This is a genomic window from Streptomyces sp. RLA012 (assembly GCF_056270325.1).
In genome coordinates this window covers 1,162,726-1,183,283 of sequence record NZ_JBWDPA010000002.1, presented here as the reverse complement: position 1 = coordinate 1,183,283, position 20,558 = coordinate 1,162,726, and the positions used below count along the sequence as shown (strand labels likewise).

The following is a 20,558-nucleotide window of genomic DNA, read 5'->3' as shown; positions in this document are numbered from 1 at the left end:
GACCTGCCCGGAACGGCCCTCCCTAGGATGAGCCCATGTCACTCCCGCACGCGATCCTCACCGCCCTGCTAGAGAAGCCCTCCTCGGGCCTCGAACTGACCCGGCGGTTCGACAAGTCGATCGGGTACTTCTGGTCGGCGACGCATCAGCAGATCTATCGCGAGCTGGGAAAACTGGAGACCGAGGGGTACATCCGCGCGCTGCCGTCCGAGCAGCCGGCCCGGGGGCAGAAGAAGAGCTACGAGGTGCTGTCCGCGGGCCGCGAGGAACTGGCCCGCTGGACCGCCGCCTCGCAGGACCCGAAACCGCTGCGGGACACGATGCTGCTGCGGCTGCGCGCCTCGGCCGTCGTCGGCACCGCGGGCATCGAGACGGACCTGCGCCGCCATCTCGATCTGCATCAGCGGCAGTTGGCCGACTACGAGGAGATCCAGAAGCGCGATTTCCCGCCCGACAAGCATGCCCCCCAGGACCGGCTGCGGCACCTGGTGCTGCGCGCCGGAATCGACCTTGAGACCTTCTGGACGCAGTGGCTGACGCATGCGCTGGCGGAGTTCGAGGACTTCGAGGACTTCGAGGACGTCAGGAACGTCGAGGACTTCGAGGACTTCGGGGGTTCCGGGGGCTCCGGAGACGCCGGGGACTTCGGGGATTTGGGGGATCAGCCGTCCGTCCCCGGAGAACCGTCCGACTAGGCCGTCCCTGGAGGCCGTCCTTCCGGCCGGAGCCGGACGGACGGCCGCCGGACGTGTCGGCCGGCGCGGTCGGTGTGCGGGTCTGCGGATCAGAGCCGGTGGGGCCTGGCGCGGCGGCGCAGGAACCAGGCCGTCGCCACGACGCCGGTGACGACCAGCGTGCCGCCGCCCACCAGGGTGACGGTGCGGTAGTCCCGGGAGGCCCCGCCCAGACCGCCCAGCACTCCGCGCGCCGGCGCGGACGGCGCCGTGATCAAGGGGACCGCGGGGTCTTTGGGGACCGCGGGGATTTTGGGGACCGCGGGGACCGCGGGGACCGCGGGGACTTTGGGGGCCGCGGGGCCTGAGGAGGGCCGGACCACGACGGCCTGGGTGCCCGCCGTCGTCCCGTTCGCGCAGACCACGACGACGGTGTAGGTACCGGCGCCGACGTTCGACCAGAGCGCCGACTGAAGGCTGCTCGACCCGGTCAACGACGTCTGGCGCCCCTGGGAGAAGTTCACCTGTCCACTGGACAGCAGTGAGGCGTTGCCGAAGCTCCCGCCATTGCTCGTACATGTGCTGGTGGTGACCGAAACCGTGGTCCCGCTGGTGCTCACGGAGATCCCCGAGCCGCCCGCGACGGCCGCCGGGGCGGCCAGGGTGAGGGGAAACGCAGCGGCGGCCACGGCCAGGCCCGAGCGAAGAAATATCTGAGTAGTACGCATAGGACTGTCCTCCAGCGGCACGGTTGGCGGGACATCCCATGCGCCGCCGAGGATTGGAAAGGCCCGTGCTGCCTCAGGGAGAGCCAATGTGCCCTTGGCCCGGCCCGCATGCGGACGTGGACCGGGCAGGTGACGAATTCCTTCGTCCGGCGGACGCCACCACGGTTTCGACCGGAAGGACGGTCTGTCACCAGGTGCGACCCGCCTGGAGCAGCCGCTCCCGGACGAGAGCGAAGTGCGGGTTGTCCGACGCGCCGGGCCGCTGGGCGAGATATCCGGTGTTGATCGGCGGGTCCTCGGGGGACAGCAGGGGCACCAGCGCACCGGACGCGAGTTCCCCGAGGCACAGATAGCGGGGGAGCACGGTGATCCCGGCGCCGGCGACCACCGCGGCCAGCACACCCCGCAGATCGGGCACCGTGATCGCGGCCCGGCCGGTCAGGCGGACCCCGAACACATGCCGCCAGTAGCGGCGGGCGATGGGCAGATCCTCGGCGTACGTCACCAGGGGCGCCTCGCGCAGCGCGGCGGGCCCCTCGGCGGCCACCCGGTCGGGTCCGATGCGCTCGGCCCACTGCGGGGCCGCGACCAGCACGAACTCCTCGTCCATCAGGGGCACGGCGGACAGGGTGCGGCCGCGCGGCCGGGCCGTGGCGATCACGAGGTCGAAGCGGCCGCCACGCAGCCCGTCCAGGAGGTCGTCGGTGAGACCGGTACTGACGCGCAGACGTACGCCCTGTGCCGTCAGCGGTGCCAGCGCGGGCAGCACGCGTGTGCACAGCAGCTCGGCCGGCCCCGCGAGGTGCACCGGGTCCGGTGGCTGGTCGGCACCGGACCCGCGCCGGTCCGCGATCTCCGCGAGCGCGTCCAGGGGCGCCGCGACCTGTGCCGCCAGCTCGTCCGCCACCGACGTGGGCACCACACCCCGCGGCTGCCGCTCGAACAGCTCCCGCCCCACCTGCTCCTCCAGTGACCTCATCTGCGTGGTCACGGTCGGCTGGGACAGTCCGAGCAGCCGCGCGGCCGCCGTGAACGACCCCGCCCGGTGCACGGCGAGAAAGGTGCGCAGCAGGGAGATGTCCAGAGGAAGCGCGGAGGTATTGGGTTCGCTATGGGGCATACGGCTGAGCCTATGTTCTGCCTATCGCCAGGACACTGCCCCCTCGGCCGCCACCTGCCCGTCGATCCCGAACGCGCCCGGTGTGCTCCGTCCGGGTCCTTCCCGCTGGACGCGCCGTCGGCCACGCACCAGATTTAGGTGAATGACCGTCAATATCCCCCAGGAGAGGGCCCTTTATCGTGCGCGTTTTGCGTTTCCCGCGAGTCCGGTCACTGATGCTGGCCGCGGCCGGCGCCGCCCTGCTCGCCCCCACGGGACATCCCGCCGCCGGCCCGGGACATCCCGCCGCCGGCCCGGGACATCCCGCCGCCGGCCCGGGGCGCCCCGGGCCGCCGGCCCGGGAGGGAGACGTACGCGCCGCTGACCTGCTGGCGAAGGTCCGTGACTGCGTGCCCGTCTCGAAAGGGGGCTATCGCACCGACGTGGGCGCCGCCGCCGGGGTTCCCGTCTGCGGAACGCGGGGCGCGGTGTTCTGGAAGGCCGACATGGACATCGACTGCGACGGCCGCCCCGGCCGCCTGTGCAACCGCAGGACCGACCCGCTGTTCTTGGGCACCACGGCCTTCCAGCAGTCCGACGGGCGGTACCTGAGCGCCGAGACCCTGCCGTACGTCGTCGTGCCCACCCCCAGCGGCATCTGGAACTACCGTGACCACGGCGTCCGGGGCGGGTCGGTGGTCGCGGTGATCTACCAGGACCGGGTCCAGTACGCCGTCGTCGGTGACGCCGGACCGCACGAGGTCATCGGCGAGGCCTCGTACGCCACGGCCGAGGCGCTCGGCGTCCGCCCCGGCCCGCGGGGCGGCGGGACGGACTCCGGGGTCACGTACATCGTCTTCAAGGACTCCCAGGTGTCACCCATCGAGAACCACGCGGCCGCCGTGACGGCGGGGGAGCGACTGGCCCGGCAGTTCGTGCTCGGCGAAGGCTGAGCGCCCGCGGGGCTGAAGTCCGCGGGACCGGGACTCCGCGGATCTGGAGTCCGCAGATCTGGGAGTTCGCAGGTCTGGAGGCCGAATGACCTGAAGGGTCGTCAGACCGCCGCCCAGCCGTTGTCGACGGGCAGGATCGCGCCGTTGATGTTGCTTGCCGCGTCCGAGGCGAGGAACACGATCGCGGCGGCCTGCTCCTCGGCCTCGGCCGGGTGGCCGACATTGCCCAGGTACGAGGCGAGGACCGCGGGGCCGAGGGCGTCGGGGGCGGCGTCCACGGTGATGGCGGTCCTCGTGCCGCCCGGGGCGATGGCGTTGGCCCGGATGCCCTTGTTCCGGTAGGTCACGGCGAGGGACTTGGTGAGACCGGCGATGCCGTGCTTGGAGGCGGTGTACGCGGCGCCCGCGGCACTGCCGCGCAGGCTCGCCTCCGAGGCGGTGTTCACTATGGCGCCCTTGCCGGCCGCCAGCATGTGCGGCAGCACCGCCCGGGTGAGCATGAAGGGGGCGGTGAGGTTGACCCGGATGACCCGCTCCCACTCCGCGTCGCCGACCTCTCCCACCGCCGACATGCGGTCCATGATCCCGGCGTTGTTCACCAGGACGTCCACCCCGCCGAACCGCTCCACGGTGGTCGCGGTCACCAGGTCGACCACGGCCTGCTCGCTCAGGTCGCCCGTCACGGCCAGGGCGGTGCCGCCGGCCGCCTCGATCTCCTTGACCACGTTCTCGGCGCCCTCGGCGTTGAGGTCGGCGACGACGACCCGGGCGCCCTCCGCCGCGAAGGCCAGGGCGGTGGCGCGCCCGATGCCCGAGCCCGCGCCGGTGACGCTGCGGCCGGCGAGTCCAGTGGTGCTCATGACGTGCTCCCAGAAGTGCGTATGTGAGGCAACGAAGTCGCTGCGCGCCACACGGTACGACTTAATGTCTCTGAATGACATAAAGTCTGGGCGCTTTTTGTGATCGTTAGAATCGCCGCAGTCCCGGGCAGCGGCAGCGGCCCGCCGAAGCGAGGAGTCACCAGTGCCGGACGGCGCGAGCACCGAACCCCGGGGCGGGGCGCGCGGCCGTACGGGGCGGCCGCCGCTGACCGAGCAGCGCAAGGCCGAGATCAGGCTGGAGATCGCCCGCGCCGCGGTGGAGCTGTTCGTCGAGCAGGGAGTGGCCGAGACCACCGGAGAGCAGATCGGACAGGCGGTCGGCGTCTCCGCGCGGACCGTGTGGCGCTACTTCCCGAGCAAGGAGGGCTGTGTCGGCCCCCTGTTCGCGGCCGGGATCGACGCGATCGCCGCCGCGCTGCGGGAATGGCGCCCCGGGCAGCCCCTTGAGGACGCTCTGGAACGGGCGGCCACCACCGGCGAGCCGTCGATGTCCCGACCGCATCTGCCCAAGATTCGGGCGCTGATGAGGCTGACCCGTACCGAGCCGGGGCTGCGCGCGGTCTGGCTCCAGGCCCACGACGAGGCCGAGCCGGTGTTCGCCCGCGCCCTCGCCGACCGCGCCGGACTCGACGCCGTCGACCTGCGCTCGGAGATCCGGGCCGCCATGCTCAACGCGGCCCTGCGCACGGCCGTCGAGCACTATGCGTGGCGTACCCCCGAGGGGGAGCCCGACGCCGCGACGGCCGAGGCCGAGCTGGTGGCGACCGTACGCTCGGCCCTCGCCGTCGCGGCGGAGGGACTTTCCTGACCGGGCCCGGCACCACCGGTGGGGCCCGTGCCGGGATCTCCGATCGGGGCGCTCACACCTTCCGGTAGGCGTACGCCTCCGTGGCCGCCGCCTCGACCGCCGCGAGGTCGGCTCCCGTCGAGGCCGTGACGACCGCGGCCACCGCACCCTCGACGAAGGGCGCGTCCACCAGGCGGGTGTGGTCGGGAAGCTCGTCGCCCTCGGCGAGCAGGGCCTTCACCGTGAGGACCGCGCTGCCCAGGTCGGTGAGGACGGCGACCCCGGCGCCGCGGTCCACGGCGGCGGCCGCCGCGGCGATCAGCTCGGCGCTGGTGCCGAGACCGCCGTCCACCGTGCCGCCGGCCGGGGCGACGGGAGCCGTGGTGCCGCCGGCCGCGAGCCCCTGCGCCAACTCGGCGACCGAGGCGGCGACGGCGGCGCTGTGCGAGACGAGCACGATGCCGACCAGCTTGTCCGACGCGTCCGGGGAGTCACTCATCGGAGGCCTCCACGAGTGCGGCGATCAGCAGGGACGAGGAGGTGGCGCCGGGATCCTGGTGCCCGATGCTGCGCTCGCCCAGGTAGCTGGCCCTGCCCTTGCGGGCCTGCAGCGGAGTCGTGGCGACGGCGCCCTCCTCGGCGGCCGCCTTCGCCGCGCCGAAGGAGTCGGCGAGCGCGTCGACCGCGGGCACCAGCGCGTCGATCATGGTCTTGTCGCCGGGCGCGGCTCCGCCCAGCGCCATCACCGCGTCCACGCCCGCGCGCAGCGCGTCCGCGAGCTGCTCCTCGGTGACCTCGGCGGCGTCCCCGAGCGCCTTGCCCGTACGACGCAACAAGGTGCCGTACAAGGGTCCCGACGCGCCGCCGACCGTGGAGATCAGCCGGCCTCCGGCGAGTGTGAGGACGGCACCGGGGGTGTCCGGCGCCTCCTTCTCCAGCGAGGCCACCACGGCGGTGAACCCGCGCTGCAGATTGCTGCCGTGGTCGGCGTCGCCGATCGGCGAGTCCAGAGCGGTGAGCCGCTCCGCCTCGCGATCCACGGACGCGGCGGTCGCCGTCATCCAACGGCGGAAGAAGTCGGCGTCGAGCACAGAATCTCCTTGCGTGGTAAGAACGTTGGCCGGACGGCATGCGACATGATGCCGATGCCGCCGGGGTTCACGCACCCCAGCGCAACCCGGGCGTCTTCACCGGCGCGTCCCACAGCCGCAGCAGTTCCTCGTCCACCTGGCACAGCGTCACCGAGGCACCCGCCATGTCCAGCGAGGTGACGTAGTTCCCGACCAGGGTGCGCGCCACGGGCACTCCGCGCTCGCCGAGCAGCCGATGCACCTCCGCGTTGAAGCCGTACAGCTCCAGGAGCGGTGTCGCGCCCATGCCGTTGACCAGGAGCAGTACGGGATTGCGCGGGTTGAAGTCCTCCAGGATCGCGTGCACCGAGAAGTCGGCGATCTCCCGCGAGGTCATCATCGCGCGTCGTTCGCGGCCCGGCTCGCCGTGGATGCCGACGCCGAGCTCCAGCTCCCCGGGCGGCAGGTCGAAGGTGGGGCTGCCCTTGGCCGGAGTGGTGCAGGCGCTGAGCGCGACACCGAAACTGCGGGAACTCTCGTTGACCTGCCGGGCCAGTGCCTCCACCCGCTCCAGCGGAGCGCCCTCCTCGGCCGCGGCGCCCGCGATCTTCTCCACGAACAGGGTCGCGCCGGTACCGCGCCGCCCGGCGGTGTACAGGCTGTCGGTGACCGCGACATCGTCATTGACGAGGACCTTCGCCACCTGGATGCCCTCGTCCTCGGCGAGTTCGGCCGCCATGTCGAAGTTGAGCACGTCACCCGTGTAGTTCTTCACGATGAACAGCACACCCGCGCCGCTGTTCACGGCCGCGGCTGCCCGCAGCATCTGATCCGGCACCGGAGACGTAAAGACCTCGCCCGGACAGGCCGCGGACAGCATCCCGGGCCCCACGAAACCGCCGTGCAGCGGCTCGTGCCCCGACCCGCCACCGGAGATGAGTCCCACTCTTCCGGCCACCGGGGCGTCCCGCCGTACGATCAGCCGGTTCTCCACGTCCACCGTCAGCTCGGGATACGCGGACGCCATACCCCGCAACGCGTCCGCGACCACCGTCTCCGCCACGTTGATGAGCATCTTCATGGATACCTCCTGATGAGACTAGCAGATGAGCCTCTGACCTCTATTTTTGCAGGTCAGGCCATGTTGGACTAGCGAATGATCTTGGCGGTTCATGTCGGTCGGAAGCGGGTTCCGGCGGTACTGACGCTGACCTGTTGCTGACTTTGGTGACAGGTTGTCAGATGCGCCTTGCATGCATACGGATCGGCCCGAGAAGCCTGCTCCGGGAAGTGCCGACGCCGGGGATGTGGTGACCATCTGTGCGGATGCGAACGGGAACGTCTGTGGCTGTCCGGCTGTCGGGCGAAGTATGGCCTCAGGGCGGACTGCAGAGACACTGCCTGACCGAGTGTTCGTCGGAGGCGCGGAGGGCTCCGGCGCGAGCGTAGTAAGCACTTCGTGTCTCGATCCCAAACTCGGGCGTGTTCCTCATTCCATGCAGGCCTGGTGGTGGAGAAGTCTGTTGCGGCCCGCTGAACCGAGCATCCCCGAAATTCTGGCTGGCTGCCAGATGTCGTGAAGGGGGTCAGTGGGTACGACATCGAAGAGGGTCGGAAGGGCTGGATGGAGGGGACTCGCTTCGGCGAAGTGCACAGTCAGGGCGGCGCTCGGTTGCACGCTCCCGAACTCCCGCCGGTGCCATCGAAGGAGGGGTTAGGTGTGTTGACCTGCGGTTACGTCCCTGGATCGGGTATCCGCGAGGCGTGGTGAGTGCCTCCCCTGGGCAGGAACGGAGCAAGGGGAGGCGCGCGTCTCGTGGCGATCGACTCGGGCGGAGGGCGACGTGCATGTGATGGCATTTGTGACCGGGTCTGATCAGACATTTATAGCCCCTGACCTGTCTTTACTGGCGAGTAGTCAGGTGACCGGATGACGTCCGCGCGCACGCCGGCTCCGACCCTGCTCAGTTGCCCTCGCGTGTGCGAGGACCGCTTCTCCGACCACCCGCCATCACGCCCGACCCGAGACGACAGTCGGATCCCCTCGCCTGCGCGAGGGCCACGCAATCAGCAGATGGCCGGGCCGGGCAGCGGGTCATGGATGGGGCGGTCCCGGTAGGTCAAAGAGCGATGGTGAGGCGTCGTGCCCTGGTGAGGGCGACGTACAGGCAACGATGCTCCTCGTTTTCGGGGACGAGGCCGTTGTACAGCGCTGCGGCGTCGTTCTCCTCCAGCCTGACCCCGACGGTGCCCCACTCCTTGCCCTTGGCCTGGTGACACGTCAGGCCGGGGACCAGCTGGTCGCCCGCCACCTGTGATCTCGCCCGCAGGTTCTTCAAGCCGGTTAGCGGGGCTCGCGCATGCATGTCCGAAGATTTGATGGACAGTTCGGTGATCAGTATGTCCACGAAGTCATCCCAGATGCTCCGAACTCCATTTACGCCGGTCAGTAGTTCCACGGTGGACTGGAGGCGCGGACGCAGCCGCGCCAGAGCGTCGGGGTCCGTGATGTCCAAGGTGATCAGGGCGTCGTTGAGGAAGACGGCCTGCATGCCGAACGAACTCTCGGTGATTTCATTGAGGAGCAGTGTGCAGGCGGCCTCCTGGAACTGTCCTGTCAGCGGCTTGATGGCGAGGGGCAGGACGTGGGCGGCGGAGTGGTCACCGGTGTCCGCGGCGGTGACCATCACTCCCAGCAGCAGGCCGAGCGTGTCGAACACGACGTGCCGCTTGCGGCCGTTGACCGGCTTGCCGCTGTCGAAGCCACCGCTGTCCGCGCCGACGACCGCGTCCGCCTCGACGGACTGCGAGTCGATCACGCAGGCTGGCCGACTTCGCCCGCATGCATCCGCAAGCGACGCTGGAGCTGGTCAGCGGGCACGGGCCGGCGGTGAGAAGGGACTTCGCGAGCAACTGCATCCACCTGGCGCTGTGCGACCCGTCCCATCTCTCCGAACCTCCACGCTGGACCGTGCGGCTGCCACTGGTGTGGGCTGCCGGTCCCGAGGTGGATCTCAGCCTGGACCCGCTGCCGCTCGTGCTGTTCTCGCAACCGTGCCGCTGGCGCATGCTGGTGCTCGACGCTCTCAAGGACAGCAGACACGCCTGGCGTGTCGCCTTCGAGAGCACCAGCCTGGCCGGTGTTCAAAGTGCAGTCCGTGCTGGGCCGGGCATGGCGGCTGTACTTCCCGCTCAGGTCGAACTCGGGATGGCGGTGCGTGGCCTGCCAGAACTGCCCGACGTAGAGCTCGGATCGGTCCGGCGCCCGGGCCACCGAGGGCGATCCCCTGGTCGACGCGGTCGAAGAACTCCTGAAAAGCCTGATCTGACGCACCGCGCAGGAGGCTGGGCAACCGATGTGGTTGCTGGCTGACCAGCCGCACCTTGGAAATGACCTCTCTCATCCGGCCGACGAGGGACCCGCGCCGTAGTAGCCGAATGCGAAGACGGCCGGGAGCACGGCGGAGGCGATCAGGACAGCCGTGAACTGACCCCGCTGGGAGTGAACCGGCTGCCCGTGGTCGGCCTGCCCCTGTCGAGCAGGACGTGCGGACGGCCGTCCTGTCGCGGTGTTGATCCGTCGCGCAGCGCGTCCCCGTATCGGTAGGAATAGCCAGAATGAGCACTACTTACTCAATCGCCACGGTGGTGCGTGGCCGTCTCCTGGAGTGGTCAGAACCCGCTCCCTTTTGGCCGTGATCACCATGAGTCTCACCATGCACGCTGTAGCCGACGCTCCAACCGGAGTTCCATGCGCCATGGTGGAGCCCAGACTGTCCACGGCAGCTCAGAAGCTGTTGTCGTTCCGGACTTGAGGACTGCGTTTCCGCTGGTCGGGCATAGGGTCGGCGATCCCGTGGGAGTTGTGGCCTGTCGTGCTGTCGCTGCCCGGGAGGTCGTGGATGCCGTCGGTGGTTGGGCTGTTGGAACAGCGTGAGCTGGGTGCTCGCCGTCGTGTGGACGAGCTGCGGGAGGACGCCGACCGTGTCCAGGCCGAGTTGGCCGTGGCCGAGCGGGAATGGAAGGAGTGGGCCATCGCCTGCTCGCGGGTCGGCGAGGTGCTGGCCCCCGTGGACGAGAGCGGGCAGGACCCCGCCTGGGCCGAGGGGACCGCGCCGGCCGCCGAGGAGCAGACCGGAAAGACGCCGAAGGTGCCGGAGGCAGCGAAGACGAAGTCGCAGGTTCCGATGTGGCGTGAAGGGCTGGCCTGGTCGGTGCTGTCGGTGGACTACCAGCGCATCCTTAGGGCGCTCGCGGACCGGGCCCGGCTCCATCAAGGGCCACTGACCTGCCAGGAGATGGCCGCGGCGTTCGGCATGGACATGATGCCGGCGCGGGTGGAAGCACTGCGGTCGAAGGCGAAGCGCCTGGTCGCGCGCGGCTGGCCGGCCGAGCAGCAGCCAGGCCGGTTCACCCTCGCCCAGGGTGTGGCCGGGCCAGGCGGCGGGTCATGAGCAGGATCATCGACCAGTAGACCATCGCTTCGGTGAACCGCCCCGGCTCGAATGGAGACTCGATTTCGTGAAAGGATCGAGTCATGGCACGACCTTCCCGTTACCCGCTTGAGCTCCGCCGTCGTGCGGTGCGCATGGTCGCCGAGGTGTGCGACGACTATCCGACCGAGACGGCCGCCTTGCAGGCGGTGGCCGAGAAGCTCGACATCGGCTCGCGCGAGACGCTGCGGAACTGGGTGAAGCAGCACGCGATCGACGCGGGCCAGAGTCCGGGGACGACGACGGAGGAGTCAGCCCAGCTCAAGGCGTTGAAGAAGGAGAACGCCGAACTCAAGCGGGCCAACGAGATCCTGAAGGCCGCGGCGAGTTTCTTCGCGGCCGAGCTCGACCGGCCACACACACGCTCGTAGCGTTCATCGAAGAGCACCGGGACCGCTTCGGCGGCGTCGAGCCGATCTGCAGGACGCTCACCGAGCACGACTGCAAGATCGCCCCTTCCACGTATTACGCCCACAAGAAACGCCTTGAAACTCCCTCCGCCCGTTCCGTGCGCGATGAGGACCCTGTTGCCTATTGGCAGTTGAAGGCTGACAGCGGCTTGGTGGTGCTGGCAGGGTTGGTGGTGCGGTCGGTTCTTTCCTGGTCCCCGGTCGTGGGGTGGGATGGGCGTGTCGATGGAGCCGCGGTCGTGGCCGGAGCCGGATCCCGTGGTGGCGCGGGCGGTACGGGCGAAGAACTACGGGCGGCAGGTGCCGTTGCCGGTGGCGGTGCGCGACCGGCTGGGGGAACTGTTCCCGGACGAGGAGTTCGCGGAGGCTTTTGGCGCGACAGGGCGGCGGGCTGGTCCCCGGGTCGGCTCGCGTTGGTGACGGTGTTCCAGATGGCGGAGAACTTGACGGACCGCCAAGCCGCTGAGGCGGTGCGTGACCGGCTTTCGTGGGCCTACGCGCTCGGGTTGGAGCTGACCGACACCGGCTTCGACTTCACCGTGCTGTCCCAGTTCCGTACCCGGGTGGTCGAGCACCATCTGGAGGAGAAGGTCCTGGACCTGCTGCTGGCCAGGCTGACGGAGCAGGGTCTGGCCGGTGCCGGGGGCAAGCAGCGCACCGACTCCACCCATATCGTCTCCGCGGTGCGGGACCTGAACCGCCTGGAGCTGGCAGGGGAGAGCGTGCGGGCGGCGGTGGAGGCGTTGACGGTGGCCGCGCCGCACTGGGTCGCCGGCGTGCTGGACGTGCCCGGCTGGTCGCGCCGCTACGACACCCGGATCGACACCTGGCGCATGCCTTCCTCCGCCACCAAGCGCGACCAGCTCGCGCTGACCTACGCCCGCGACGGCTTCGCCCTGCTCAGCGCCGTCTACGATCCACGCTCCGAACCCTGGCTGCGAGAGCTGCCCGCGGTGCAGACCCTGCGCACCGTGCTGCTGCAGAACTACACCCGCACCACCGCACGGGGCGGGCGCGAGGTCGTGGCCCGGCGCACCAGGACCGAGGAGGGTGGTGACGGGCTTCCGCCCGGCCATCTGCGCATCGCTTCCCCCTACGACCTCGACACCCGCTGGTCCGCCAAGCGCGACACGTTCTGGAACGGGTTCAAGCTGCACGTGAGCGAGAGCTGCACGGGCGCGCCTGAAAAGGAGCGCACCGCCCCGAACCTGATCACGAACGTGGCCACCACCGCCTCCACCGTCCCCGACACCAAGGCCCTGGACGGCATCCACCAGCAATTGCAGCGCCGCGGCCTGCTCCCGGGCGAGCACTACCTCGACTCCGGCTACCCCAGCGCCGACCTGATCGTGAAGTCCCGCCAGACCTACGGCATCGCACTGATCACCCCGGTTCTGCTCGACCAGTCCCGCCAGGCCCGCGAGAACGCCGGCTTCCAGGCCGACGCATTCACCATCGACTGGAAGTACCAGCAGGTCACCTGCCCCCAGGGGCAGACCAGCTCTTCCTGGAGCCCGTGCACCCAGCACGGCTATCCGATGATCGTGGTCGCTTTCACCAAACCGGCCTGCGGCCCCTGCCCGGTCCGCGAGTTGTGCACCACCAGCCGCCGGGGCTTCCGCCAGCTCACCTTGAACCCGCGCCCGCTGACCGAAGCCCTGCGTACCGCCCGCGCCGAGCAGGCCGACCGGCACTGGCAGGACGCATACGCCCTACGCTCCGGCGTCGAGGGCACCATCCGACAGGCCCTCGCCGTCACCGACAGCCGCCGGGCCCGCTACCGCGGCCTGGCCAAGACCCACCTCGAACACGTCCACAGCGCCGTCGCCCTCAACCTCATCCGCCTGAACGCCTGGTGGAACGGCAAACCACTCGACCGCCGCCACACCAGCCACCTCGCCCGACTCGAACTCAGCCTCGCCGCGTAGCCGAATGGGCAACAGGGTCGATGAGGAACTCAAAGAACGGATCCAGGAGGTCTACACGTCCAACTACCGTGTCTACGGGGCCCGGAAGATCTGGCGCGAGCTGAACCGGCAGGGACATACGGTGGCCCGCTGCACCATCGAGCGTCTCATGCGCGAACTCGGCATCACCGGCGCCGTCCGCGGCAAGAAGGTGATCACGACGATCACCGATCCGGCCGCCGGGCGGGCCCCGGACCTTCTCGACCGCGACTTCGTCGCCCGTGCCCCGAACCGCTGCTGGGTTGCCGACTTCACGCATGTCGCCGCCTGGAGCGGTGTCGTCTACGTCGCCTTCGTCGTGGACACCTTCTCCCGGCGCATCGTCGGCTGGTCCGCCTCCACCTCCAAGAAGACCCAACTCGTCCTGGATGCACTGGAGATGGCCCTGTGGCAGCGCGACCGCGAGGACCGCCGGCACACTCCGGGGCAGCTGATCCACCACTCCGATGCCGGGGCTCAAGGCGGATTCAACCGGTCGTTGCAACACCTCGTCCTCGGAGGTGTTGATGGGCAGGCCAGCAGGGTGGATGGCAGCGTTGACCGGGCGTTCGCCGATGAAGTCACCAGGTGCACCGGCGCTACGGCGGGAAGCGGAACGTCAGTTCTGGCGGGGGATCGCGAAGGGACTGCTCCCGGAGGAGTCGGCAGCTTCGGTCGGCGTATCCCAAGCGGCGGGGGGAAGGTGGTTCCGCCACGGTGGCGGCATGCCACCAATGGATCTTGCTCCGCAGTCCGGCCGGTACCTGTCCTTTCACGAGCGTGAAGAGATCGCGATCCTGAAAGCGCGGGGCATCAGCGTCCGGGAGACCGCGCGACGTCTCGGCCGTGATCCTTCGACGGTGTCCCGGGAACTGCGGCGCAACGCCGCGACTCGTGGCGGCCGACTGGACTACAGGGCTTCGGTCGCCCAGTGGAAGGCCGATCTGGTGGCCCGGCGCCCGAAGACCGCGAAACTGGCGGCCAACGACCGGTTGCGCGACTACGTACAGGAAAGGCTTTCCGGCCAGGTCAGCCGCCCCGACGGGATGATGCTGGGGCCGGAGGGGCCGCGGTGGAAGGGCAGGAACAAGCCGCACCGCGGCGACCGCCGGTGGGTCATGGCGTGGAGTCCGGAGCAGATCGCGAACCGGCTGAAGGTCGACTTCCCCGATGATGAGTCCATGCGGATCAGCCACGAGGCGATCTACCAGGCCCTGTTCATCGAAGGCCGGGGAACGCTCAAGCGCGAGCTCGTCGCCTGCCTGCGCACCGGCAGGGCCCTGCGGGTGCCCCGAGCCCGGTCCAAGCGGACGTCGTGGGCCCACGTCACGCCCGAGGTGTTGATCAGTGAACGGTCGGCCGAAGCCGACGACCGGGCCGTTCCGGGACACTGGGAGGGCGATCTTCTGATCGGACTGGAGCGGTCGGCGATCGGCACGCTGGTCGAGCGCACCACCCGGTTCACGGTGCTCGTCCATCTTCCCCGCGAGGACGGCTACGGCACGGTTCCCCGGACCAAGAATGGGCCGCCGCTGGCCGGCTACGGAGCGGTGACGATGAAGAACGCGCTGGCAGCAACGGTCGGCACCCTGCCCGGGCAACTATGGCGGTCGCTGACCTGGGACCGCGGCAAGGAGCTGTCGGCACACGCCCAGTTCACGATCGAGACCGGCATCCCGGTCTACTTCGCCGACCCGCACAGCCCCTGGCAGCGCGGCACCAACGAGAACACGAACGGCCTGTTGCGCCAATACTTCCCGAAGGGAACTGACCTTTCTCGATGGGCGGCTGAGGATATCGAGGCGGTCGCTGCCACGCTCAACAGCCGGCCCCGGAAGAGCCTCGGTTGGAAGACGCCCGCCGAGGCCCTCAACGACCATCTACTATCGATGAAATAAGCCGGTGTTGCATCCACTGGTTGAACCTGGCCAATACACGTCGTTCCGCCTCGCCGAACACCTCGACGCGGCCGGCATCGCGGCGAGTATTGGATCAGTCGGGGACGCATACGACAACGCCCTGATGGAGTCCACGATCGGTCTGTACAAAACCGAGTTGATCAAACCCCAACGTCCCTGGAAGTCGCTCTCCCAGGTCGAGTTGGCCACCGCCGAGTGGGTCGACTGGTACAACCACCGGCGCCTCCACGGTGAGATAGGCCACGTTCCACCCGTCGAGTACGAGGCCAATCACTACATGGAATCCACGAAACCCCAGGTCACAACCACAATCTGAGATCTCTACCGAACCCGGGGCGGTTCACAGACTCGGCTGGAGCTGTTCCGCTGGCTGTCGTACTACAACCGGCGCCGTCGGCATTCCGCGCTCGGCTACCTCACACCAGCCGAGTTCGAACAGCAACTGACCACATCACGTACGCTGTCACTCGTCGCATGAAACCCGGTGTCCACTCCCCGGGATCAACCTCAGTCACGGTCTTGATCCTCGACAGCGTCCAGCGCTGGTCGGACCAACCGTGCGCGACCGGCGCCTTGGCCGGCTCGGCTTCGAGTACGGCGAACTGTGCGTCGCTCAAACTGGGCGGCGGGGCCGAGCCGGCCGAGCGCAGGGCCCGCGGTCCGCCACTCGACCACGTCCGCCGCCATCGCTGGGCCGAGCGCACGCTGACCCGTAACTCCCTGGCGAGCGCCGAGCTCGACTCTCCGAGGGCAAACCGCTCGGCGGCCCTCAGCCGGATGTCCTCGCGGAACTGCCTGCGCTCATCGCTCAGGCCACCGCCCTGCGCGTACCTCATGAAGACGGCGTACCGCGAGGATCAAGCACTGTCATCGCCTACGACAACCCGAGTTCAACCTCAGTAACCGAATACGACCAGGAAACCGGTCGCCCAGCCGGCGCGATTCCCTGGGCGGTTCGGGCCCCTCGGTTCCTGATCGACGCGAGCGCGTTCGAAACCCACATCGGACACTTGGTCCTGACGCCCCACGCCGACGCAGTGGCCCAGACCATCGTCGGACACCGGCGCGAGGCCGACAACCAGCGCACCACGACCACCCAGCGGCGTGCCGGTTGAGGCAAGGCTTCGACAACTGCCGTCGCGTGACTGCCAAAAGGTGTCACCTCCTCCTCGGGCGGCCGGATAGGACCTGGCCGGGCGGAGTGGATCAGCGCAGTCCGGCGAAGAGATCGTTCTCGGGTACGGCCGCGCCGGTGGCGTCCTGGACACGTACGAAGGTCTCCATGCCCATCAACTCGCCGAACCTCTCCTTGCCCATCTTGAGGAAGAAGATGTTCTCGCCCTGACTGGCGTGCGCGGCCAATGCGTCGAACTTCTGGCCGCTGAACGCGGTGGTGTCCACCCAGGTGGTGATCTCATCGTCGGGGAGGCCGATCTTGGCCATCGCGGCGGCCTCGGCGGGATCCGGCTCCGGCATGTCCGGATGAAACTCGCGCATGATCTCGCCGAACCGCTGCATCATCGAGCGGGGCATCGTGGTCCAGTACACCTTCGGTGTCAGCGCGGTCATCTCCAGCGCCGCCATCGTGATGCGGTGGGCCTGGATGTGGTCGGGGTGGCCGTAGAAGCCGTTCTCGTCGTAGGTGACCACCACATCAGGCCGGTAGTGCCGCATGAGTTCCGCGAGTCGGGCCGCGCCTTCCTGCACGGGGGTCTGCCAGAAGGATCCGGGGGCGTCGTTGCTCGGCCAGCCCGTCATCCCGGAGTCGGCATAGTCCAGCATCTCCAGATCGCTGACCTTCAGGACGTCACAGCTCGCCTCAAGTTCTTGACGGCGCATCAAGGCGACCGCCGCCGGATCGTGCCCGGGATCACCCGGTTTGACACTCCCCGGTCCGTCACCGCAACTGCCGTCGGTACACGTCACGAGAACCGTGCGGATGCCTTCCGCCGCGTACCGCGCGAGGACTCCTCCGGTTCCGGTGGCCTCGTCGTCGGGGTGGGCGTGTACTGCCATGAGCGTCAAAGGCCGGTCAGTCATGAAACAGTCCTCCTGTAGAAATATGTCTTGGTCCCAGTGCGCGGCGGGTGTACCGCGATCCTGGGGCCCGGATCCTGGTGGGGCGGACGACCTTGTGGTCTCCGTGTTCCCCGCCCGTGCGGCGCCGGTCCCTCGGTCGATGCAACCGCGCCGGCCGGACCGGCTGTTCCCGGCGAGGCCGCCTGGCCTTCCAGGCGTCGGCGTTTCAACGCGAACGAGGTACAGGCGCGACCTGCATGTCTCGGCCGGCGCCACGTCGGATCCGACTTCGATCCGGCACGAGCCGTGAGATTCCGACACGAAATTTGAGATCTTACATTGTCAAAGGACAACAGTTCGCCGGGGGCAGACAGGAAAGATCGCGGAAAGACTGGCCAATGCCTGCGGAAACATGTCAACGTAGACGACCTTGCAAGAAACCCCAGGTCAGAGAGGTGATTGCCGGTGACCGTAGCGTCTGTTGGCCCCGGTTTCTCCACCACCGTCGAAGCCCTGCGGCTGCGCGAGTGGCAGCTCGGTCCTGGCCGGCCCACGCTCGTCATGGACCAGTTCTCCGCGGAGGACTTCCATCTCATCGTGGACGACCGCGCGGACGTGTACGTCGGCTCGAAGGATGGCCGGTTCTACCTCGGCTGGTTCCCGCTCGGTCGTCCCGGTACCGATGGCGAGGGATGGAAGATCGCCGTCACCGGCACGGCAAAGATACGCGGCTACCACCTGTCGTTCGACACCGAGACGCCGGCCGACATCGTCGCCGCCGCCGTGGCGCGCGTGCTGGAGACCTCACATCGCCCATGACAGCGCAGGCGCCCACAGGTAGTTCTCGCCCCGAGGGCGGCCGACTGACTGCCGGCCGTCGGCTGGTTTCACCGCTCACCGTTTTCCTCACCCGAGAAGGCTGTTCGTGACGTCCCCGGAGATGACCGTCGGCGATCTCATCGACCTGCTGTCCGGCTGTGACCGGAGCGCTCCGGACCCACATCTGCCACCTCATGGCGTCCACGGCGGCCCGGCCTCTCTTCCGCGCGGCCCTCGGGCAGAGCGCGTCGGGCGTCGGACGGGCCGAAGGGCCGCTCGTCGAGCAGGCCGCCGCACAGAAGCAAGGGCTGCGCTGGGCGGAGAAGTTCGGCGACCGCGACATCACCGGGCTGCGGCGGATCAGCGGTGTGGAGCTGGTGCTGAAGGGCCACTTCGGACCGGTCGTGGACGGCTGCCGCCTCACCGAACCCAGCGACGCGGTCTTCGACGCGGGCCGGCAGCACGCCGTACCGCTGCTGGTGGGCAGCAACCTCGACGAGGGGTCCGTGTACGCGTCCCTGGACACTCTGCGGACCCTGCCGGTGGAGCCCGGCACCGACGACGTCTACCCCGTGCGGGACGCCGACCAGGCCCGGCGCACCGCACGACGGTTCGTCGGGGAGAGCCGCTTCACCTACCCCGTGTGGCACTGGGCCATGGCCCAGCACGGGAGGGCGCCGACGTGGATGTACCGCTTCGAGCGAGTGCCTCCGCTGCCGGCGGATCTGGACCTGGCGCCCCCGCGCGACGGACTGCCGACCTACGGCGTCCACCACACCGCCGAACTCCCCTATGCCCTCGACAACCTGGACCGGCGGGCCTGGCCCTGGACCGAGGCGGACCGCGGGCCGGCGCGCACCATGGCCGACGCCTGGGCGCGCTTCGTCGCGACGGGCGACCCGAACGGGGGAGCGCTGCCGCGGTGGCTCGCCTTCACCGGTACGGAGTTGATGGCCTTCGGCGACACCGTGGAGCCGGGCACCGTCGAGCGGCCCGAAGCGCTGGCGTTGCTCGCCCGCCACTCCCGGCCCCTGTGACCCCGATACGCTCCCGGCCCCTGTGACCCAGGACCGTGAGAATGCCCCGCGTCACGAAAGGACCCTGCGTGGCCAGACTCCCCGAGACGGAGGGCGCGGGTGACATCGCCCGGCGCATCCGCGAACGCCGGGGCGGAGCCCTGCGCCCCCTCGACCGCATGCTGCTGCACAGCCCGCAGCTCGCCGACGGTTGGAACAGCCTGCTCGGCGCCCTCCGCAGCCGCATGGAACTCCCCGCGGACATCCGGGAGTTGGTAATCCTGCGGATCGCGGTTCTCAACCGTGCCGGGTACGAGTGGACGGCGCACGAACCCGAGGCGCGACGGGCCGGACTCGGTGACGCCGAGCTGGGCGAGCTGCGCCGCACGTCACCGGAGCTCGACGAGCGCCGACGGCGGGTCATCGAGTACACCGACGCGATGACCCGCGACATCCATGTCCCGAAGGCGCTGTTCGACGCACTGCGCGCCGACTTCACCGACGTGGAGCTCGTCGAGCTGACGGCGACCGTGGCGGCGTACAACATGGTCTCCCGCTTCCTGGTCGCCCTCGACGTCTGAAAGACGTAGGAAACCGCTCAGGATCTGGGGCTGTTCAGGGCTTGCGGCCCCTGTGCCGCCTGAGAAAGGCGATCAGCAGACGGTTCCACGCGGCGGGCTGCTCCCAGTGCGGGTTGTGGCCCGCCTCGCGGACGACATGGGTCTCCGCATTCCGGAGATGTTCGGCGTTGAGTCGCATCACCGATGGCGGACTGTACAAGTCGGCGTCCCCGGTGATGAGCTGGACGGGCACGGTCAGCGTCTCCAGCGCCGCCCAGGTGATGTCCTGCGCGAGGGACTGTGCGAAGGCGTCGGACGTCCTGGCGCGGGAGTTGATCACCAGCCAGGCCGCCACCCCGTCCCGGTCGCCGCCCCGGTACGAGAGCCCCAACTCCTGGAAGTCGACGGGCAGATCATGGAACGCGTCGGGCTGCAGTGCCGCGGTGAGCTCCAGGTACTCCGGGTCCCGGACGCCCATGACGCTGCCGGAGACGGTGAGGGTGCGCAGCCGGTCCCCGTGGGAGAGGGCGTAGTCGATGGCGACCGGGCCGCCCGCCGCCGAGCCGGACAGATGGAAGCGGTCCAACCCCAGGTGGTCGGCCAGGGTGTCGAGGTCCCCGGAAGCGGTGTCGGCCTCCGCCTTGGTGCCCGCCACCGAGCCGTACGCCCCGCGCCGCGAATAACCGACGACGCGGAAGCCCCCGTCTGCCAGCACCGGCTGCTGGTACGGCCAGCTCTCGCCGCTGCCGGACCCCGGGTGCAACAGGACGACGGTCTCTCCGTCGCCGCCGGTGTCCCAGCACCACAGGCTTCCGCCTCCGGAGACGGGTACCTGGTACTCGGTGACCGGCACCTGCTGGGGTACGGGCGCGGGCTCCCACCACACCTCGCCGTGGGACGTGGCCTCGGCTGTGCCCCGAGCGGGGCCGGCGACTGCGAGCGCGGCGAAGGCGGCGCCGCCCACCAGCGTTCGTCTGCTGAGGGCGGCAGTTGTCGGGGACGTGCGGTCTCGGTGCATCATTCCTCCTGGGATTTTCTGGCTTCTTTTCGGTTCCGCCCGGCCCACCGACCGACCCCCCACCCTGTCGACAGCCCGCGCCGAATTCCCCGCAGGATCCCCGCAGGAACCCATCAGCGGATGAGATAGTGTCGACACCATGGAATCGGCTGTGAGCCTGGAGCAG

The 20,558-nt window shown here is 69.3% G+C and carries 19 protein-coding genes and 6 pseudogenes; 15 read left to right on the top strand and 10 right to left on the bottom strand.

The annotated features are described in order from the left end of the window. Window positions 1-35 precede the first annotated feature (35 nt). Window positions 36-563 (top strand): annotated as a pseudogene (locus RV986_RS05885) (PadR family transcriptional regulator); the annotation flags it as partial. 221 nt (window positions 564-784) lie between these two features. Here the strand turns inward: RV986_RS05885 and RV986_RS05880 are convergent. Together RV986_RS05880 and RV986_RS05875 are read right to left on the bottom strand one after the other, a co-directional pair. Next, window positions 785-1,402, bottom strand: coding sequence for a hypothetical protein (locus RV986_RS05880; protein WP_475916355.1), 618 nt, complete (start codon window positions 1,400-1,402; stop codon window positions 785-787). Window positions 1,403-1,589: 187 nt separating this feature from the next. After that, a complete protein-coding gene (locus tag RV986_RS05875) occupies window positions 1,590-2,522 on the bottom strand; it encodes a LysR family transcriptional regulator (protein ID WP_475916354.1) in 933 nt (310 codons plus the stop codon). A gap of 215 nt (window positions 2,523-2,737) precedes the next feature. On the opposite strand from RV986_RS05875, the gene RV986_RS05870 reads away from it, so the two are divergent. Beyond that, complete coding sequence (locus tag RV986_RS05870) at window positions 2,738-3,454, top strand: glycoside hydrolase family 75 protein (protein ID WP_475924186.1); 717 nt, start codon at window positions 2,738-2,740, stop codon at window positions 3,452-3,454. 101 nt (window positions 3,455-3,555) lie between these two features. On the opposite strand, the gene RV986_RS05865 is transcribed toward RV986_RS05870, so the two are convergent. Further along, window positions 3,556-4,314, bottom strand: a complete 759-nt coding sequence (locus RV986_RS05865; RefSeq protein ID WP_475916353.1) for an SDR family NAD(P)-dependent oxidoreductase — start codon at window positions 4,312-4,314, stop codon at window positions 3,556-3,558. Between the two features lie 163 nt (window positions 4,315-4,477). Between RV986_RS05865 and RV986_RS05860 the strand changes: the two genes are divergently transcribed. Further along, complete coding sequence (locus RV986_RS05860; protein ID WP_475916352.1) at window positions 4,478-5,143, top strand: TetR/AcrR family transcriptional regulator; 666 nt, start codon at window positions 4,478-4,480, stop codon at window positions 5,141-5,143. Window positions 5,144-5,195: 52 nt separating this feature from the next. On the opposite strand, the gene RV986_RS05855 is transcribed toward RV986_RS05860, so the two are convergent. The 4 genes from RV986_RS05855 to RV986_RS05840 form a co-directional block, all read right to left on the bottom strand. Beyond that, window positions 5,196-5,621 carry a PTS-dependent dihydroxyacetone kinase phosphotransferase subunit DhaM gene (locus tag RV986_RS05855; protein WP_475916351.1) on the bottom strand — a complete coding sequence of 142 codons (426 nt, stop codon included), beginning with the start codon at window positions 5,619-5,621 and terminating at the stop codon, window positions 5,196-5,198. Continuing rightward, entirely contained in the window at window positions 5,614-6,213 is a 600-nt protein-coding gene (gene dhaL / locus RV986_RS05850; protein WP_475916350.1) for a dihydroxyacetone kinase subunit DhaL, read from the bottom strand. Before dhaL ends, RV986_RS05855 begins: the two co-directional genes overlap by 8 nt. A gap of 67 nt (window positions 6,214-6,280) precedes the next feature. Continuing rightward, window positions 6,281-7,273, bottom strand: a complete 993-nt coding sequence (gene dhaK / locus RV986_RS05845; protein ID WP_475916349.1) for a dihydroxyacetone kinase subunit DhaK — start codon at window positions 7,271-7,273, stop codon at window positions 6,281-6,283. 1,039 nt (window positions 7,274-8,312) lie between these two features. Further along, window positions 8,313-9,011 (bottom strand): transposase, encoded by a 699-nt coding sequence (locus tag RV986_RS05840; protein ID WP_475916348.1) that lies wholly within the window; start codon window positions 9,009-9,011, stop codon window positions 8,313-8,315. Window positions 9,012-9,034: 23 nt separating this feature from the next. On the opposite strand from RV986_RS05840, the gene RV986_RS05835 reads away from it, so the two are divergent. The 9 genes and pseudogenes from RV986_RS05835 to RV986_RS05795 form a co-directional block, all read left to right on the top strand. Then, window positions 9,035-9,565: a LysR substrate-binding domain-containing protein gene (locus RV986_RS05835; RefSeq protein WP_475916347.1), complete on the top strand. Its 531-nt coding sequence runs from the start codon at window positions 9,035-9,037 to the stop codon at window positions 9,563-9,565. A gap of 529 nt (window positions 9,566-10,094) precedes the next feature. Continuing rightward, window positions 10,095-10,646 carry a hypothetical protein gene (locus tag RV986_RS05830; protein WP_475916346.1) on the top strand — a complete coding sequence of 184 codons (552 nt, stop codon included), beginning with the start codon at window positions 10,095-10,097 and terminating at the stop codon, window positions 10,644-10,646. Window positions 10,647-10,729: 83 nt separating this feature from the next. Further along, window positions 10,730-11,205, top strand: a pseudogene (locus RV986_RS05825) (transposase); the annotation flags it as partial. A gap of 109 nt (window positions 11,206-11,314) precedes the next feature. After that, window positions 11,315-11,515 carry a hypothetical protein gene (locus tag RV986_RS05820; protein WP_475917080.1) on the top strand — a complete coding sequence of 67 codons (201 nt, stop codon included), beginning with the start codon at window positions 11,315-11,317 and terminating at the stop codon, window positions 11,513-11,515. Window positions 11,516-11,526: 11 nt separating this feature from the next. Further along, window positions 11,527-13,023, top strand: coding sequence for a transposase (locus RV986_RS05815; protein WP_475917081.1), 1,497 nt, complete (start codon window positions 11,527-11,529; stop codon window positions 13,021-13,023). 4 nt (window positions 13,024-13,027) lie between these two features. Further along, window positions 13,028-13,510 (top strand): annotated as a pseudogene (locus tag RV986_RS05810) (IS3 family transposase); the annotation flags it as partial. A gap of 79 nt (window positions 13,511-13,589) precedes the next feature. Next, window positions 13,590-14,939 (top strand): IS30 family transposase, encoded by a 1,350-nt coding sequence (locus RV986_RS05805; RefSeq protein WP_475916345.1) that lies wholly within the window; start codon window positions 13,590-13,592, stop codon window positions 14,937-14,939. Window positions 14,940-14,970: 31 nt separating this feature from the next. Further along, window positions 14,971-15,276, top strand: a pseudogene (locus RV986_RS05800) (integrase core domain-containing protein); the annotation flags it as partial. Between the two features lie 24 nt (window positions 15,277-15,300). Beyond that, window positions 15,301-15,438 (top strand): annotated as a pseudogene (locus RV986_RS05795) (integrase core domain-containing protein); the annotation flags it as partial. A gap of 34 nt (window positions 15,439-15,472) precedes the next feature. Here RV986_RS05795 and RV986_RS05790 read toward each other — a convergent pair. Continuing rightward, window positions 15,473-15,796: pseudogene (locus tag RV986_RS05790) on the bottom strand (helix-turn-helix domain-containing protein); the annotation flags it as partial. Window positions 15,797-16,166: 370 nt separating this feature from the next. Further along, window positions 16,167-17,000 (bottom strand): PIG-L family deacetylase, encoded by an 834-nt coding sequence (locus tag RV986_RS05785; RefSeq protein WP_475916344.1) that lies wholly within the window; start codon window positions 16,998-17,000, stop codon window positions 16,167-16,169. 444 nt (window positions 17,001-17,444) lie between these two features. On the opposite strand from RV986_RS05785, the gene RV986_RS05780 reads away from it, so the two are divergent. The 3 genes from RV986_RS05780 to RV986_RS05770 all read left to right on the top strand — a co-directional run bounded on the left by RV986_RS05780 (window position 17,445) and on the right by RV986_RS05770 (window position 19,395). Then, a complete protein-coding gene (locus RV986_RS05780) occupies window positions 17,445-17,798 on the top strand; it encodes an SPDY domain-containing protein (RefSeq protein ID WP_475916343.1) in 354 nt (117 codons plus the stop codon). Between the two features lie 158 nt (window positions 17,799-17,956). Next, window positions 17,957-18,835 (top strand): carboxylesterase family protein, encoded by an 879-nt coding sequence (locus RV986_RS05775; RefSeq protein ID WP_475916342.1) that lies wholly within the window; start codon window positions 17,957-17,959, stop codon window positions 18,833-18,835. Between the two features lie 68 nt (window positions 18,836-18,903). Beyond that, window positions 18,904-19,395 carry a carboxymuconolactone decarboxylase family protein gene (locus RV986_RS05770; protein ID WP_475916341.1) on the top strand — a complete coding sequence of 164 codons (492 nt, stop codon included), beginning with the start codon at window positions 18,904-18,906 and terminating at the stop codon, window positions 19,393-19,395. Between the two features lie 34 nt (window positions 19,396-19,429). Here the strand turns inward: RV986_RS05770 and RV986_RS05765 are convergent, their stop codons facing one another. Continuing rightward, window positions 19,430-20,395 carry an alpha/beta fold hydrolase gene (locus RV986_RS05765; RefSeq protein ID WP_475916340.1) on the bottom strand — a complete coding sequence of 322 codons (966 nt, stop codon included), beginning with the start codon at window positions 20,393-20,395 and terminating at the stop codon, window positions 19,430-19,432. Window positions 20,396-20,558: the final 163 nt, after the last annotated feature.